Source organism: Pseudomonas sp. GW456-12-1-14-TSB6 (genome assembly GCF_059424205.1).
Map to the genome: position 1 here is coordinate 46000 of NZ_JBWKZE010000006.1, position 13431 is coordinate 59430.

The 13431-nt window shown below is 61.0% G+C and carries 12 protein-coding genes; 3 read left to right on the forward strand and 9 right to left on the reverse strand.

Annotated elements, in window-relative coordinates; all coding sequences use genetic code 11:
• Positions 1–27: 27 nt before the first annotated feature.
• From AC07Y2_RS07290 to AC07Y2_RS07300, 3 genes are all read right to left on the reverse strand, one after another.
• Positions 28–801, reverse strand: coding sequence for a MetQ/NlpA family ABC transporter substrate-binding protein (locus AC07Y2_RS07290; protein ID WP_103385831.1), 774 nt, complete (start codon positions 799–801; stop codon positions 28–30).
• Positions 802–875: 74 nt separating this feature from the next.
• Positions 876–1550 carry a methionine ABC transporter permease gene (locus AC07Y2_RS07295; RefSeq protein WP_011331789.1) on the reverse strand — a complete coding sequence of 225 codons (675 nt, stop codon included), beginning with the start codon at positions 1548–1550 and terminating at the stop codon, positions 876–878.
• Positions 1550–2557 carry a methionine ABC transporter ATP-binding protein gene (locus tag AC07Y2_RS07300; protein ID WP_007953999.1) on the reverse strand — a complete coding sequence of 336 codons (1008 nt, stop codon included), beginning with the start codon at positions 2555–2557 and terminating at the stop codon, positions 1550–1552. The genes AC07Y2_RS07295 and AC07Y2_RS07300 overlap by 1 nt, the downstream gene beginning before the upstream one ends.
• A gap of 260 nt (positions 2558–2817) precedes the next feature.
• Between AC07Y2_RS07300 and katE the strand changes: the two genes are divergently transcribed.
• Entirely contained in the window at positions 2818–4959 is a 2142-nt protein-coding gene (gene katE, locus AC07Y2_RS07305) for a catalase HPII (protein WP_103385830.1), read from the forward strand.
• Between the two features lie 92 nt (positions 4960–5051).
• On the opposite strand, the gene AC07Y2_RS07310 is transcribed toward katE, so the two are convergent.
• From AC07Y2_RS07310 to zur, 4 genes are read right to left on the reverse strand one after another with little or no spacing between them, the layout of a single operon-like run.
• Positions 5052–5765 (reverse strand): PA5502 family lipoprotein, encoded by a 714-nt coding sequence (locus AC07Y2_RS07310; RefSeq protein WP_064592487.1) that lies wholly within the window; start codon positions 5763–5765, stop codon positions 5052–5054.
• Positions 5766–5802: 37 nt separating this feature from the next.
• Positions 5803–6591, reverse strand: a complete 789-nt coding sequence (znuB, locus tag AC07Y2_RS07315) for a zinc ABC transporter permease subunit ZnuB (protein WP_085647186.1) — start codon at positions 6589–6591, stop codon at positions 5803–5805.
• The gene (gene znuC, locus AC07Y2_RS07320; protein WP_039764852.1) at positions 6584–7369 is read right to left on the reverse strand and encodes a zinc ABC transporter ATP-binding protein ZnuC; all 786 of its coding nucleotides are present in this window, start codon (positions 7367–7369) and stop codon (positions 6584–6586) included. The genes znuB and znuC overlap by 8 nt, the downstream gene beginning before the upstream one ends.
• Positions 7369–7851, reverse strand: a complete 483-nt coding sequence (gene zur, locus AC07Y2_RS07325; protein WP_011331783.1) for a zinc uptake transcriptional repressor Zur — start codon at positions 7849–7851, stop codon at positions 7369–7371. Before zur ends, znuC begins: the two co-directional genes overlap by 1 nt.
• Positions 7852–7908: 57 nt before the next feature.
• Here zur and AC07Y2_RS07330 point away from each other — a divergent pair, with 57 nt between their 5' ends.
• Positions 7909–8838 carry a zinc ABC transporter substrate-binding protein gene (locus tag AC07Y2_RS07330; protein ID WP_074689753.1) on the forward strand — a complete coding sequence of 310 codons (930 nt, stop codon included), beginning with the start codon at positions 7909–7911 and terminating at the stop codon, positions 8836–8838.
• 42 nt (positions 8839–8880) lie between these two features.
• Here AC07Y2_RS07330 and AC07Y2_RS07335 read toward each other — a convergent pair whose 3' ends face one another.
• Positions 8881–9834 carry a homoserine kinase gene (locus AC07Y2_RS07335; RefSeq protein ID WP_103385829.1) on the reverse strand — a complete coding sequence of 318 codons (954 nt, stop codon included), beginning with the start codon at positions 9832–9834 and terminating at the stop codon, positions 8881–8883.
• Between the two features lie 61 nt (positions 9835–9895).
• Positions 9896–10192: a DUF2782 domain-containing protein gene (locus tag AC07Y2_RS07340; RefSeq protein ID WP_074689754.1), complete on the reverse strand. Its 297-nt coding sequence runs from the start codon at positions 10190–10192 to the stop codon at positions 9896–9898.
• Between the two features lie 74 nt (positions 10193–10266).
• Here AC07Y2_RS07340 and polA point away from each other — a divergent pair, with 74 nt between their 5' ends.
• Complete coding sequence (gene polA / locus AC07Y2_RS07345) at positions 10267–13074, forward strand: DNA polymerase I (RefSeq protein ID WP_103385828.1); 2808 nt, start codon at positions 10267–10269, stop codon at positions 13072–13074.
• The last annotated feature ends 357 nt before the right edge of the window (positions 13075–13431 follow it).

A 13431-nucleotide genomic window follows, 5' to 3' on the forward strand; every position in this document is an offset into this window, starting at 1 on the left:
CCCACGCAGAGCATGGGCACGATCAAATCAGAACGCCGGCAACACCGCACCTTTGTACTTCTCGGTAATGAATTTCTTCACTTCCGGGCTGTGCAGCGCAGCGGCCAGTTTCTTCATCGCGTCGCTGTCCTTGTTGTCCGCGCGGGACACCAGGATGTTCACGTAAGGCGAGTCGCTGCCTTCGATGACCAGCGCATCCTTGGACGGATCGAGCTTGGCTTCCAACGCGTAGTTGGTGTTGATCAGCGCCAGGTCGACCTGGGTCAGCACGCGCGGGATGGTCGCGGCTTCCAGTTCACGGATCTTCAGGTCTTTCGGGTTCTGGGCGATGTCCTTGACGGTCGACAGGATGTTGCTCGGATCATTCAGGGTGATCACGCCGGCCTTGGCCAGCAGCAACAGCGCACGGCCGCCGTTGGTGGCGTCGTTCGGGATCACCACGTTGGCGCCGCTTGGCAGCTCTTCGATTTTCTTGAACTTGCTGGAGTAGGCGCCCAGCGGTTCCAGGTGCACGCCGGTCACGGACACCAGGCTGGTGCCCTTGGCCTTGTTGAACTCATCGAGGTACGGCTGGTGCTGGAAGAAGTTGGCGTCCAGACGCTTCTCGGCCACTTGTACGTTCGGCTGTACGTAGTCGGTGAAGACCTTGACCTTCAGATCCACGCCTTCTTTGGCCAGTGCCGGCTTCACGAATTCGAGGATTTCCGCGTGCGGTACCGGAGTGGCAGCAACGGTCAGGGTTTCGTCGGCGTGGGCCGAGAACGCTGCAAAGGCAGCCAGGGCAACAATCAGTTTTTTCATTCAGCTAACTCCTTTTTACGGCGCCCGTCTGGCGCCTGCCAGCGAATGGCCGGCTCATGTCATTACAAAACCGGTTATTTGCGCGAGAAGTGCACGACCAGTCGGTCGCCGACCATTTGCAGCACTTGCACCAGAATCAGCAGCAACACCACGGTGACGATCATCACGTCGGTCTGGAAACGCTGATAGCCGAAACGGATCGCCAGGTCACCCAGGCCACCGGCACCGACCACACCGGCCATCGCCGTGTAGGAAACCAGTGTAATCGCCGTCACCGTAATTGCTGCGAAGATGCCCGGACGGGCCTCCGGCAGCAGGGCGTTCATGATGATCTGGCGAGTGGTCGCGCCCATCGACTGGGTCGCTTCGATGATGCCGCGATCGACTTCACGCAGGGCGGTTTCCACCAGCCGCGCGAAGAACGGCGTCGCACCCACCACCAGCGGTGGAATCGCACCGGCCACGCCCAGCGAGGTGCCGGTGATCAGCACGGTGAACGGGATCATCACGATCAACAGAATAATGAACGGCAGCGAACGCAGGATGTTCACCACCAACGACAGCAGCGCGTACACGCCTTTGGCTTCGAGCAACTGACGCGGGCTGCACAGGAACAGCAACACGCCCAGCGGCAGGCCGAGCAGCACGGTGAACAGCAGCGAACCGCCGAGCATCATCAGGGTGTCGCCGGTGGCGAGCCAGATTTCGTACCAGTCGATATTGGTGAAGAAACTCATCAGGTCTTCCATTAGCGCAACACCTCCATGTGAACGTCAGCGGCGGTGAAGCGGGCGAACGCCGCTTCCATGTCGCCACCGGTGACGGCGAGGGTCAATTGCCCGTAAGGAATGTCTTTGATGCGGTCGATACGACCGGCCAGGATGCTGTAGTCCACACCGGTTTCCCGGGCGACGGTACCGAGCAACGGCGCGTAGGTCGCTTCGCCCTGGAAGGTCAGACGCACGATGCGGCCCGGCACGTGAGCGAAGTCATCGCGCTGCTCGCTTTCATCAATCTGCTCGCTTTCCTGGACGAAACGCTTGGTGGTCGGGTGTTTCGGATGCAGGAACACATCGGCCACCGAACCTTGCTCGACGATCACGCCGGCATCCATCACGCCGACCTGATCGCACACGCGGCGGATCACATCCATCTCGTGGGTGATCAGGACGATGGTCAGTTTCAGCTCGCGGTTGATCTCGGCCAGCAGTTGCAGGACCGACGCGGTGGTCTGCGGGTCGAGGGCGCTGGTGGCTTCGTCGCACAGCAGGATCTTCGGCTTGGTCGCCAGGGCGCGGGCGATGCCGACGCGCTGCTTCTGACCGCCGGACAGCTGCGCCGGGTACTTTTTGGCGTGATCGGACAGACCGACCCGCGCCAGCAACTCGGCCACACGCTGGTCGATCTCGGCACGGGACAGTTCACCGGCCAGGGTCAGCGGCAGCGCGACGTTGTCGGCCACAGTCTTGGATGCCAGCAGGTTGAAGTGCTGGAAGATCATCCCGACCTGCTGACGGAAACGGCGCAGGCCGTTGGCGTCCAGCGCGGTGACTTCTTCGCCGTCGACGATGATCTTGCCGCCACTGGATTGCTCCAGGCGATTGATCAGACGCAGCAGGGTACTTTTTCCCGCACCGGAATGGCCAATCAGGCCGAACACCTGACCGTTCTCGATGGAGAAGCTGGTCGGATGCAGCGCGGTGATGTCCTTACCGGCGACGCGGTAAGTCTTATGGACGTTTTGAAACTCGATCACGTAGCGAACCTTGTGGGGCGCGTTGGAAAAGGATCAGCGGTTAGCCGGGCGCGCATTTTAGCCTGTCCGTATAGAGGTTCTTAGCATTTATTTCGCAAATAACCTTCGATTTGGCAATAACAGGATCAAAGGTCATAAAAAAGGAACGCCCGAAACCCTCGTCAGTCACTACTTAAGCGACTTGAAAACCCTGGGTGCCGTGCCTGGGAAACACTCAAGCGTTCCGGAGCAATCCCGGGACAAACAGGAGTTCATGACTGATGAGTACCAAGAAACCTGCCAATGACAAAAGCCAACTGGCCGGCACCGATACCCCGGATCGCGCCAACACCAATGCCAAACTCGACAGCCTGGAGAAGTTTCGCTCCGACGCTACCGGTCAGGCCCTGCGCACCAACCAGGGCGTGAAAATTGCTGATAATCAGAACACCCTCAAGGCCGGAGCTCGCGGGCCGTCGCTTTTGGAAGACTTCATCATGCGTGAAAAGATCACGCACTTTGACCATGAACGGATTCCCGAGCGCATCGTTCACGCCCGCGGCACCGGCGCCCATGGATTCTTTCAAAGCTACGAGAACCATGCGGCGCTCACCAAGGCCGGTTTCCTGCAGGATCCGGGGAAGAAAACTCCGGTATTCGTGCGCTTTTCCACGGTCCAGGGGCCGCGCGGCTCCGGCGACACCGTCCGTGACGTGCGCGGTTTTGCCGTGAAGTTCTTCACCGACGAAGGCAACTTCGATCTGGTCGGCAACAACATGCCGGTGTTCTTCATTCAGGACGCGATCAAGTTTCCTGACTTCGTCCACGCGGTGAAACCCGAACCGCATAACGAGATCCCTACCGGCGGCTCGGCTCACGACACGTTCTGGGATTTTGTGTCGCTGGTACCGGAATCGGCGCACATGGTGATCTGGGCCATGTCCGACCGGGCCATCCCGAAAAGCCTGCGCAGCATGCAGGGCTTCGGCGTGCACACCTTCCGGCTGATCAATGCCGAGGGCAAATCGCGCTTCGTCAAATTCCACTGGCGCCCTACCGCCGGCACCTGTTCTTTGGTTTGGGACGAGGCGCAAAAACTTGCGGGCAAAGACACCGACTACCATCGGCGCGATCTCTGGGAAGCCATCGAAATGGGTGACTACCCGGAATGGGAACTCGGCGTTCAGATCATCGAGGAGGAAAACGAGCACGACTTCGACTTCGACATCCTCGACCCGACCAAACTGATTCCCGAAGAAATCGTTCCGATCACGCCGTTGGGCAAGATGACCCTCAACCGCAACCCGGACAACTTCTTCGCCGAGACCGAGCAGGTCGCGTTCTGCCCCGGCCATATCGTGCCGGGCATCGACTTTTCGAATGATCCGCTGCTGCAGGGCCGACTGTTTTCCTACACGGACACGCAAATCAGCCGACTCGGCGGGCCGAACTTTCATGAGCTGCCGATCAATCGCCCGGTCGCACCGTTCCACAACGGCCAGCGCGATGCCCAGCACCGCACGGTGATCGACAAGGGCCGTGCCTCGTATGAACCCAATTCCATCGATGGCGGCTGGCCGAAAGAGACGCCACCGGCCGCGCAGGACGGCGGCTTCGAGAGCTACCCGGAACGTATCGACGCCAACAAGATCCGTCAGCGCAGCGAGTCGTTCAGCGACCACTTCTCTCAGGCGCGGCTGTTCTTCAACAGCATGAGCCCGCACGAAAAGGAGCACATCATCGCCGCCTACAGTTTCGAACTGGGCAAGGTTGAGCGTGAGTTCATCCGGGCGCGAGAAGTGAACGAGATTCTCGCCAACATCGATCTGGAGCTGGCCAAACGCGTGGCGGCCAACCTGGGTCTGCCAGCGCCAGGCAAAGGTACCGTGGACGTGCCTGAAACATCACTGGATCGTTCGCCGGCGCTGAGTCAGGCCAACCTGCTGCCGGAGAACATCAAGACACGAAAAGTTGCGATCCTTGCGGCCAACGGCGTCGATGGTGCGGCGATTGATGCGATGAAGAAGGCGCTGGCGGCAGAAGGTGCGCACGCCAAATTGCTCGGCCCGACCTCAGCGCCGGTGAAAACGGCGGATGGCAAAAGCCTGGCGGTGGATGCGTCGATGGAGGGTTTGCCATCGGTAGCGTTCGACGCGGTGTTCGTGCCGGGTGGCGCGGCGTCGGTTAAAGCGTTAAGCGGTGACGGCGTGGCGTTGCATTACCTGCTGGAGGCGTACAAACACCTGAAGGCGATTGCGCTGCATGGCGAGGCCAAACAGTTGCTGGACGTGCTGAAGCTGGAGGCGGATGCGGGGTTGCTAGAAGGCAAGGATGTAGGCGCGCTGACCAAGCCATTCTTTGCTGCGATCGGGCAGCATCGGGTCTGGGATCGGGAGCCTAAGGCCAAGGCGATTCCGGCTTGATAGTTTTGTAATTTCTGAAACAGTCATCGCGAGCAGGCTCGCTCCCACAGGAATCATGTTGTACCTGTGGGAGCGAGCCTGCTCGCGATTTTTTATGGTTTACGAGGACTCAAAACCACTTGAGCGGGAACGCTGCGCAGGATCTGCTTTTTGATTTGCAGATCGAAGTCCGGATCAAGCTTCTTAACGCGCTTGGTGATCAACGTCGCCAGCCACGGGTAATCATTGGTGCGCGGGGCCTGAATGCTCACCGCACAGTCGTAATTCACCACATCGGCGGCGATCGCATCCAGTTGGCGGCGAAGTTTGCGGCTATCGGTGATATTCAGCGCAACCGTGGTGCTCTCGGCAGTCGGATCGATCACTTTGGCTTTCGGCTTGGCTTCAGCGGCCTGCAGCGCTGCTTCGGCTTTCTCCAGCTCGGCCTTGCGCGCTTCGGTGATCGCGCCATTGACGCCACCGGTCAGTGCCGGGGCCTTGGGCATCAGCACGCGGGCACGGGCCAGCGCGGTTGCGGCCGCATTCACATCGCCCTTCTGCAGGACGATCTGGCTGCGACGCAGATAGGCTTCGGCCAACTGACGCTGGTATTGCTCAAGGGATTGATCGTTGGGGGTTTCGGCCTGCAAGGCTGCCAATTGGTCTTCGGCAGTGGCCAGTTCGCTGCTGGCCAGGCTTTGCTCCAGCTGTGCGATGGCCGTGGCCCGCGCATCGGGGACTTCGGCCACCGGCGGCGTGCTTTGGCAGGCGCCCAGCAGCACTGAAAAGGCCACAAGGAGCAGATAACGGGAGGCGAACGGCTTCATTCCTGCGACTCTCTATTTGCGCAAAAAACGAGCAAGTCTACACCCCTCGACGGGGCAGAACAAAACTCAGCAGAAACAGTGCGGCCGCCGTCACAACGATTGACGGGCCTGCCGGGGTGTCCTTGAACCACGACAACGCCAGCCCGCCACACACGGCGAGCATGCCCAGCACGCTCGCGCCCAGTGCCATCTGTTCCGGCGAACGGGCGTGACGTTGTGCCGCAGCCGCCGGGATGATCAACAGCGAAGTAATCAGCAACACACCGACGATTTTCATCGCCACGGCGATCACGACTGCGATCAACAGCATCAGCGCCATGCGCAAACCGGCCACCGGCAGGCCTTCGACCCGGGCCAGTTCTTCGTGCACGGTGATCGCCAGCAGCGGCCGCCACAGCGTCACCAGCAACACCAGCACCGCTGCGCTGCCGCCGAGGATCCACGCCAGATCGGTCGGGCTGATCGCCAGCAGGTCGCCGAACAGATAGGCCATCAGGTCGATCCGCACTTCATGCATGAAGCTTAGTACCACCAGCCCGAGAGAGAGCGTGCTCGGCGCAAGAATGCCCAACAGTGTGTCGGACGCCAGCGGCTGGCGCTGTTGCAAGGTCACCAGCAGCACCGCCAGCAGCAGGCAGCCCACGGTGACCGCGACGGTCGGGCTGACATCCAGCAGAAAGCCCAGCGCCACGCCGAGCAGTGCGGCGTGGGACAGCGTGTCGCCAAAATAGGCCATGCGCCGCCAGACCACGAACGAGCCCAGCGGCCCCGCGACCACCGCCAGCGCCAGACCTGCAAGCAGGGCGTAGAACAGAAAATCAGCCATGCTTGCAGCTATCTCCGTGAACGTGAGGTTGGCCCGTCAAAGGCCCCTTGACCACCGAACCGTGCAGGTCGTGGGCGTGGTCATGATGGTGGTGATAGATCGCCAGGCTCGGCGCATTGTTGCCGAACAGCTCGACGAAGGCCGGATCGCCGCTGACCTGCTCGGGATGCCCGGAGCAGCAGACGTGACGGTTGAGGCACACCACCTGATCGGTGGTGCTCATCACCAGATGCAGATCGTGGGACACCATCAGCACACCGCAACCGTGACGGTCGCGCAGACGGGTGATCAGGCTGTACAGCTCGGCTTGCCCGGCAACATCGACGCCCTGCACCGGCTCGTCGAGCACCAGCAGTTCCGGCTCGCGCAACAAGGCACGGGCCAGCAGCACGCGCTGCATTTCACCGCCGGAAACGCTTTGCACCGGGCTGTCGATGACGTGCTCGGCGCCGACTTCCTTGAGTGCCGCCAGCGCACGCGGACGATCGACGCCCGGCACCAGCCGCAGAAAGCGCAGGACTGACAGCGGCAAGGTCGGATCGACGTGGAGTTTTTGCGGCATGTAACCGACGCGCAGCTTCGGCTTGCGCCAGACGCTGCCGCTGTCGGGTTTCAGCAGCCCGAGCACGGCGCGCACCAGCGTGGTCTTGCCGGCGCCGTTGGGGCCGATCAGGGTGACGATCTGCCCCGGTTCGACGCTCAGGTGAATGTTGTCCAGCACGTTCTGCCCGGCAAACCGGACCGCCACCTGCTCCAGACGGATCAGCGCATCGCTCATCAAGCCCCCCGGCAACCGGAGCAGAGGCCGACCACTTCGACGGTCTGGGCCTCGACGATGAAGCCGACGTCCTTGGCGCTGTGAACGATAGCGTCGCTGATGGTTTTTTGCTCAAGTTCAATGGCGGCATGGCATTCGCGGCAAATCAGGAACTGACCCTGGTGCGAATGTTTAGGGTGAACGCAGCCGACGAAGGCGTTGAGCGAGGAAATGCGGTGCACCAGACCGTTTTCCAGCAGGAAATCCAGCGCCCGGTATACGGTCGGCGGCGCGGCGCGGCGGCCGTCCTGCTCGCTGAGCACGGCCAGAATGTCGTAGGCGCCCAGCGGCTTGTGGCTTTGCCAGACCAGTTCCAGCACCCGCCGGCGCAACGCGGTCAGGCGCAAGCCTTTCTGTGCACACAGGGCATCGGCCTCGGACAGCGCGCTGTGAACGCAGTGCGAGTGGTCGTGAGGACGGCTGGCAATCGGTGTAATAGGCATGAGCGGCGACGAGTTTGGTTAGAGACGTTATTATGTTACCCGTTCTCGCCTCATTGAGTGGTCATCGTGTCCCGACTTTTTTCTGTTTTTGTCGTATTCATCACCGGTTTTCTGCTGATCGGTCCGGCTCAGGCCGAGGTCAGAGTCCTCACCAGCATCAAGCCCCTGCAACTGATTGCCGCTGCGGTGCAGGACGGCGTGGCTATTCCCGAAGTGCTGCTGCCACCGGGGGCTTCGCCACATAACTACGCGTTGCGTCCGTCCGACGTGCGCAAGGTGCAATCGGTGGACCTGCTGTACTGGATCGGCCCGGACATGGAAAGTTTCCTGCCTCGCGTGCTGAACGGTCGTACGTTGCCGAGCGTCGCGGTACAGGACCTGCCTGGCATGAAACTGCGCCGCTTCGCCGCAGACAGTCATTCCCATGCCGAAGAAGCCGACGAACACGACCACGATCATCGTCCGGGCAGCCTCGATGCGCATCTCTGGCTATCGCCGGTGAACGCGCGGGTTATTGCCGACAAAATGGCTGCTGACTTGAGCGCCGCAGACCCGGCCAATGCCGAGCGCTATCAGAGCAACGCCAAGGCGTTCGATGAACGTCTGGATGCACTGGATCAGCGCTTGAAGAAACGTCTGGCCGGTATTGAAGGCAAACCCTACTTCGTCTTCCACGAAGCCTTCGACTACTTCGAGGAGGCCTACGGCTTGAAGCACACCGGCGTGTTCAGCGTAGCGGCGGAAGTGCAGCCGGGCGCCCAGCATGTGGCGGCGATGCGCGCGCGCTTGCAGGAAGTCGGCAAGACCTGCGTGTTCAGTGAGCCGCCGCTACGTCCACGTCTCGCCGAGACCCTGGTGGCAGGCCTGCCGGTGAAACTGGCGGAACTGGATGCGCTGGGCGGGTACACGCCAGCGACGGCTCAGGGTTACGAGCAAGTGCTGGAGAAGCTGGGGAATGATCTGGCGGGTTGTCTCGAATCGCTCTGATACAAAAAAAACCGCAGCCTGTGCAGGCTGCGGTTTTTTCTTTTACAGGGCGAAAGGTAGCGGCGTATTGACCGTCTGACGCTGCGCCAGCCGCTGCTCGAACTCTTTCGGATCGTGAATCAGCACGTCCTGCCCGGCGAACGATTCCGCCGCAATCAGCCGCGACAGCCAGAACCGCACGCACGCCACTCGCAGCATGGTCGGCCACAATTCGGCCTCGGCCGCCGTGAACGGACGCAGTGCCGCGTAGGCACCGAGGAAGGCCCGAGCACGCGGGCCGTCGATCAGGCCATCATCGTCCGAACACCAGTCGTTCAAGGCGATCGCCACGTCGTAGAGCATCGGCCCGGAGCAGGCGTTGTAGAAGTCGATCAGCCCGGTCAGGTGCGTGCCTTCGAACATTGCGTTGTCGCGAAACAGGTCGGCGTGGATATTTGCCCGAGGCAGCGCGAGAATTTTCTCTTTCTGTTGGGTGATTTCGTCCAGCGCGGTTTGCAGCAGCGCACGCGGCGCGTCGCTCAGGTGCGAAAGAAACTGTGTGCCTTCTTCCAGCATCCAGTCCAGGCCACGATCGGTCTTGCGTTTGATCATGTTGTTGCCCTGGGTTGCCAGGTGCAGGTGCGCCTGCAAGTCACCGACCTGCGCGCAATGCTGGGCGTTGGCCTGCTTGATGTGCTTGCCGGCCAGACGCGGTTGCAGCAGCGCCGGCTTGCCTTTCAGCTCACGCAGGGCCACGCCGTCAGTGGTGCGCAGTGCGTAGGGCACCGGCAGGTCGGCTTCGTGGAGGACGTCGAGCAGGTCGATGAAGAACGGCATTTCCTGCACCGGGCCGCGCTCGACCAGGGTCAGGACGAACTCGCCCTTTTCCATGCTGATGAAGAAGTTGGTGTTTTCGCTGCCGGCGGCGATCCCCTGGAAATCGAGCAGACGGCCGAGCCCGTATGGGGCGAGAAAGGTTTCCAGCTCGGGCCGAGCCAGGGGGGTGAACACAGACATGGTTAAAAACTGCTCAGTTCTGGCGCCGCCATCAAACGGCGCCGATTAAAAGTCAGGAAACTTACTTCCAGGTAAAGATTTCCCACGACGGAATAAGCATATCCGGCTGGTCGGACCGGATGTAGTTCGCGTCCGAACCATCGGCGCGCACTAGGAAATAGGGTTTACCGCCCTTCGGTGTGACCTTGATCGCGTAGACGAATCCACTGCGGCTGTATTCCTGAATGACCTTGTCGCCTTCCGTGTGCGTGCTAATGGTAACTTCCGGCTCCGACGATGGCGCATCATCCGCCGCGATCGCGGCCAGCGGTGAAACAGCAATCAGACTGACCAGCAGCAAGCGATTTAACGTACGCATGATAACCTTGTCCCTTTGTCGTCAACGGTCCCGCTATTCTAGCGCCGGGCCCGCCGAAAAGGTTGATTCTGCTCATGAGCCAAGCCCCCCTCGTCCTGGTGGACGGTTCGTCTTACCTGTACCGCGCCTTTCACGCGCTGCCACCGCTGACCACCTCCAAAGGCCTGCCGACCGGTGCGGTCAAAGGCGTGCTGAACATGCTCAAGAGCCTGCGCAAGCAGTATCCGGACAGCCCGTTCGCCGTGGTGTTCGACGCCAAGGGTGGGACATTTCGCGATGAGATGTACGCCGAATACAAAGCCAACCGCCCAAGCATGCCCGACGACATGCGCGTGCAGATCGAGCCGCTGCACCAGAGCGTGATCGCCCTCGGTTTCCCGCTGCTGTGCGTCGAAGGTGTCGAGGCCGATGACGTGATCGGCACCCTGGCCCGCAGCAGCGCGGCCGCCGATCGCCCGGTGATCATCTCCACCGGCGACAAGGACATGGCGCAACTGGTCGACGGCCACATTACCTTGGTCAACACCATGTCCGGTAGTTCGATGGATGTGGAGGGCGTGAAGGAGAAATTCGGCGTCGCTCCGGAGCAGATCATCGATTATCTGGCCCTGATGGGCGATTCTTCCGACAACATTCCCGGCGTTCCGGGCATCGGCCCGAAAACCGCTTCCGGCTTGCTGGTGGGCGTCAACGGCGGTCTGACCGAGCTGTATGCGCAGCTCGACATCGTGCCGACCCTGCCGATCCGTGGCGCCAAGACCCTGCCGGCCAAGCTCGAAGAGCACAAGGAGATGGCGTTCCTCTCCTATCAACTGGCGACCATCAAGGTCGACGTGCCGCTGGATATCGGCCTCGAGGACCTGCAAATGGGTCCGGAGGACCCGGCCAAACTTTACGAGCTGTACACCCTGCTGGAATTCAAGAGCTGGCTGAATGACCTGGATCGCGATGCCAAGCGCCAGGAACTGAGCGCTGCTGCCGAGCCTGCGCCGGCCGGCGATCTGTTCAGCGCGCCTGCCGAAGAGGAAGCGCCCGCCGCTGCGGCTGAAGCCGCGTACGAAACCATCCTCGATCAGGCGCGATTCGACGTCTGGCTGGAAAAACTGAAGAACGCCAAGCTGTTCGCCTTCGACACCGAAACCACCGGGATCGACGCGCAGCAGGCGCAACTGGTCGGGCTTTCCTTCGCGGTACAGGCCAACGAAGCGGCGTACATCCCGCTGACCCATTCCTACATCGGCGTGCCGGAGCAGTTGGATCGCGACACTGTGCTGCGCGCACTCAAGCCGATCCTTGAAGATCCGAACAAACTCAAGGTCGGCCAACACGCCAAGTTCGACATGAACATCCTGGCCAACTGCGCCATTGGCGGCGATCAGAATGAAGGCATCACTGTGCGCGGGATTGCCTTCGACACGATGCTTGAGTCCTACGTGCTCAACTCCACCGCCACCCGTCACGACATGGACAGCCTGGCGCAGAAATACCTGGACCACACCACCGTGAGCTTCCAGGACATCGCCGGCAAAGGCGCCAAGCAGCTGACCTTCGACCAGATCGCTCTGGAACAGGCCGGGCCGTATGCCGCCGAAGATGCCGAAGTGACCCTGCGCCTGCACCAGACGCTGTTCGAAAAACTCAGCGCCATCCCGAGCCTGGCCAGCGTGCTGACCGACATCGAGATCCCGCTGGTGCCGGTGCTCGCTCGCATCGAGCGCCAGGGCGCGTTCGTCGATGCTGAACTGCTCGGCATTCAGAGCATTGAGCTGGGCAACAAGATGGTCGCGCTGGAACGTGAAGCCTTCGAGATTGCCGGTGAAGAGTTCAACCTCGGCTCGCCGAAGCAACTGGGCGTAATCCTCTACGAAAAACTTGGCCTGCCGGTGCTGAAGAAGACCGCCAAGGGCCAGCCGTCCACCGCCGAAGAAGTGCTGGCGAAACTGGCCGAAGACGATCACCGCTTGCCGAAAGTGCTCATGGAACACCGTTCCATGAGCAAGCTGAAAAGCACCTACACCGATCGCCTGCCGGAGCAGATCAATCCGCGTACCGGGCGTATCCACACCTCGTACCATCAGGCCGTCGCGTCGACCGGACGCCTGTCGTCGAGCGATCCGAATCTGCAGAACATCCCGGTGCGCACCGCCGAGGGCCGACGCATCCGTCAAGCGTTCGTCGCGCCGAAAGGCTATAAACTGCTGGCGGCGGACTACTCGCAAATTGAACTGCGAATCATGGCCCACCTGTCCCGCGACGAAGGGCTGATGAATGCCTTCCGCAACAACCTGGACGTGCACACCGCCACCGCGGCCGAAGTATTCAAGGTCGAGCTCAACGAAGTGACGTCCGACCAGCGCCGGAGCGCCAAGGCGATCAACTTCGGCCTGATCTACGGCATGGGCGCGCAGAAGCTGGGCAAGGACATCGGCGTCGACACCAAGACCGCCAAGGCCTACATCGACACCTACTTCGCGCGTTACCCGGGCGTTCGCGAGTACATGGATCGCACCCGCGCGCAGGCGGCCGATCAGGGCTTCGTGGAAACGATCTTCGGTCGTCGTCTGTATCTGCCGGAAATCAACTCGAACAAGCCGCAGGATCGCGCGGCCGCCGAACGCACGGCGATCAACGCGCCGATGCAGGGCACCGCAGCAGACATCATCAAGAAAGCCATGGTGGCGGTGGATAACTGGCTGAGCGCTTCCGGGCTGGACGCCAAAGTCATCCTGCAGGTGCACGACGAACTGGTGCTGGAGGTTCGCGAGGATCTGGTCGATCAGGTTCGCGAAGAAATTCGCGTGCACATGAGCGAAGCGGCAAAACTGGATGTGCCGTTGCTGGTGGAAGTGGGAGTTGGCAACAACTGGGACGAGGCGCACTGAGGCCTCTGGGACGCGGCTTTGCTGCGACCGAGCGTCGCGGCAAAAGCACCGGAAAGCACTTAGGCCTGATCGTTCTTGAGCTTATTCCAAAGTTTTTTGAAAAGATTCTGAACTAATCTTGCAACAGGGCACTCAGAGATACTGAATGGCTGGTGAAGCCCTTCGATGCTCCTATGTTGTGTTAAGTGTTGGCAGATATCTGAACCCCGCCCTAGCGGTTCGGAACTTAAACCCCGGAACTTCTCCCTCCCCATACGAAGTCCGGGGCTTTTTTTTGCCTCAAAATTGGCTGTAGCGCGGTCATGCTGCGTTAAAAGCGTTAGTAAAAATGCTCATTTAGGTCCCCTAAACTCCGCT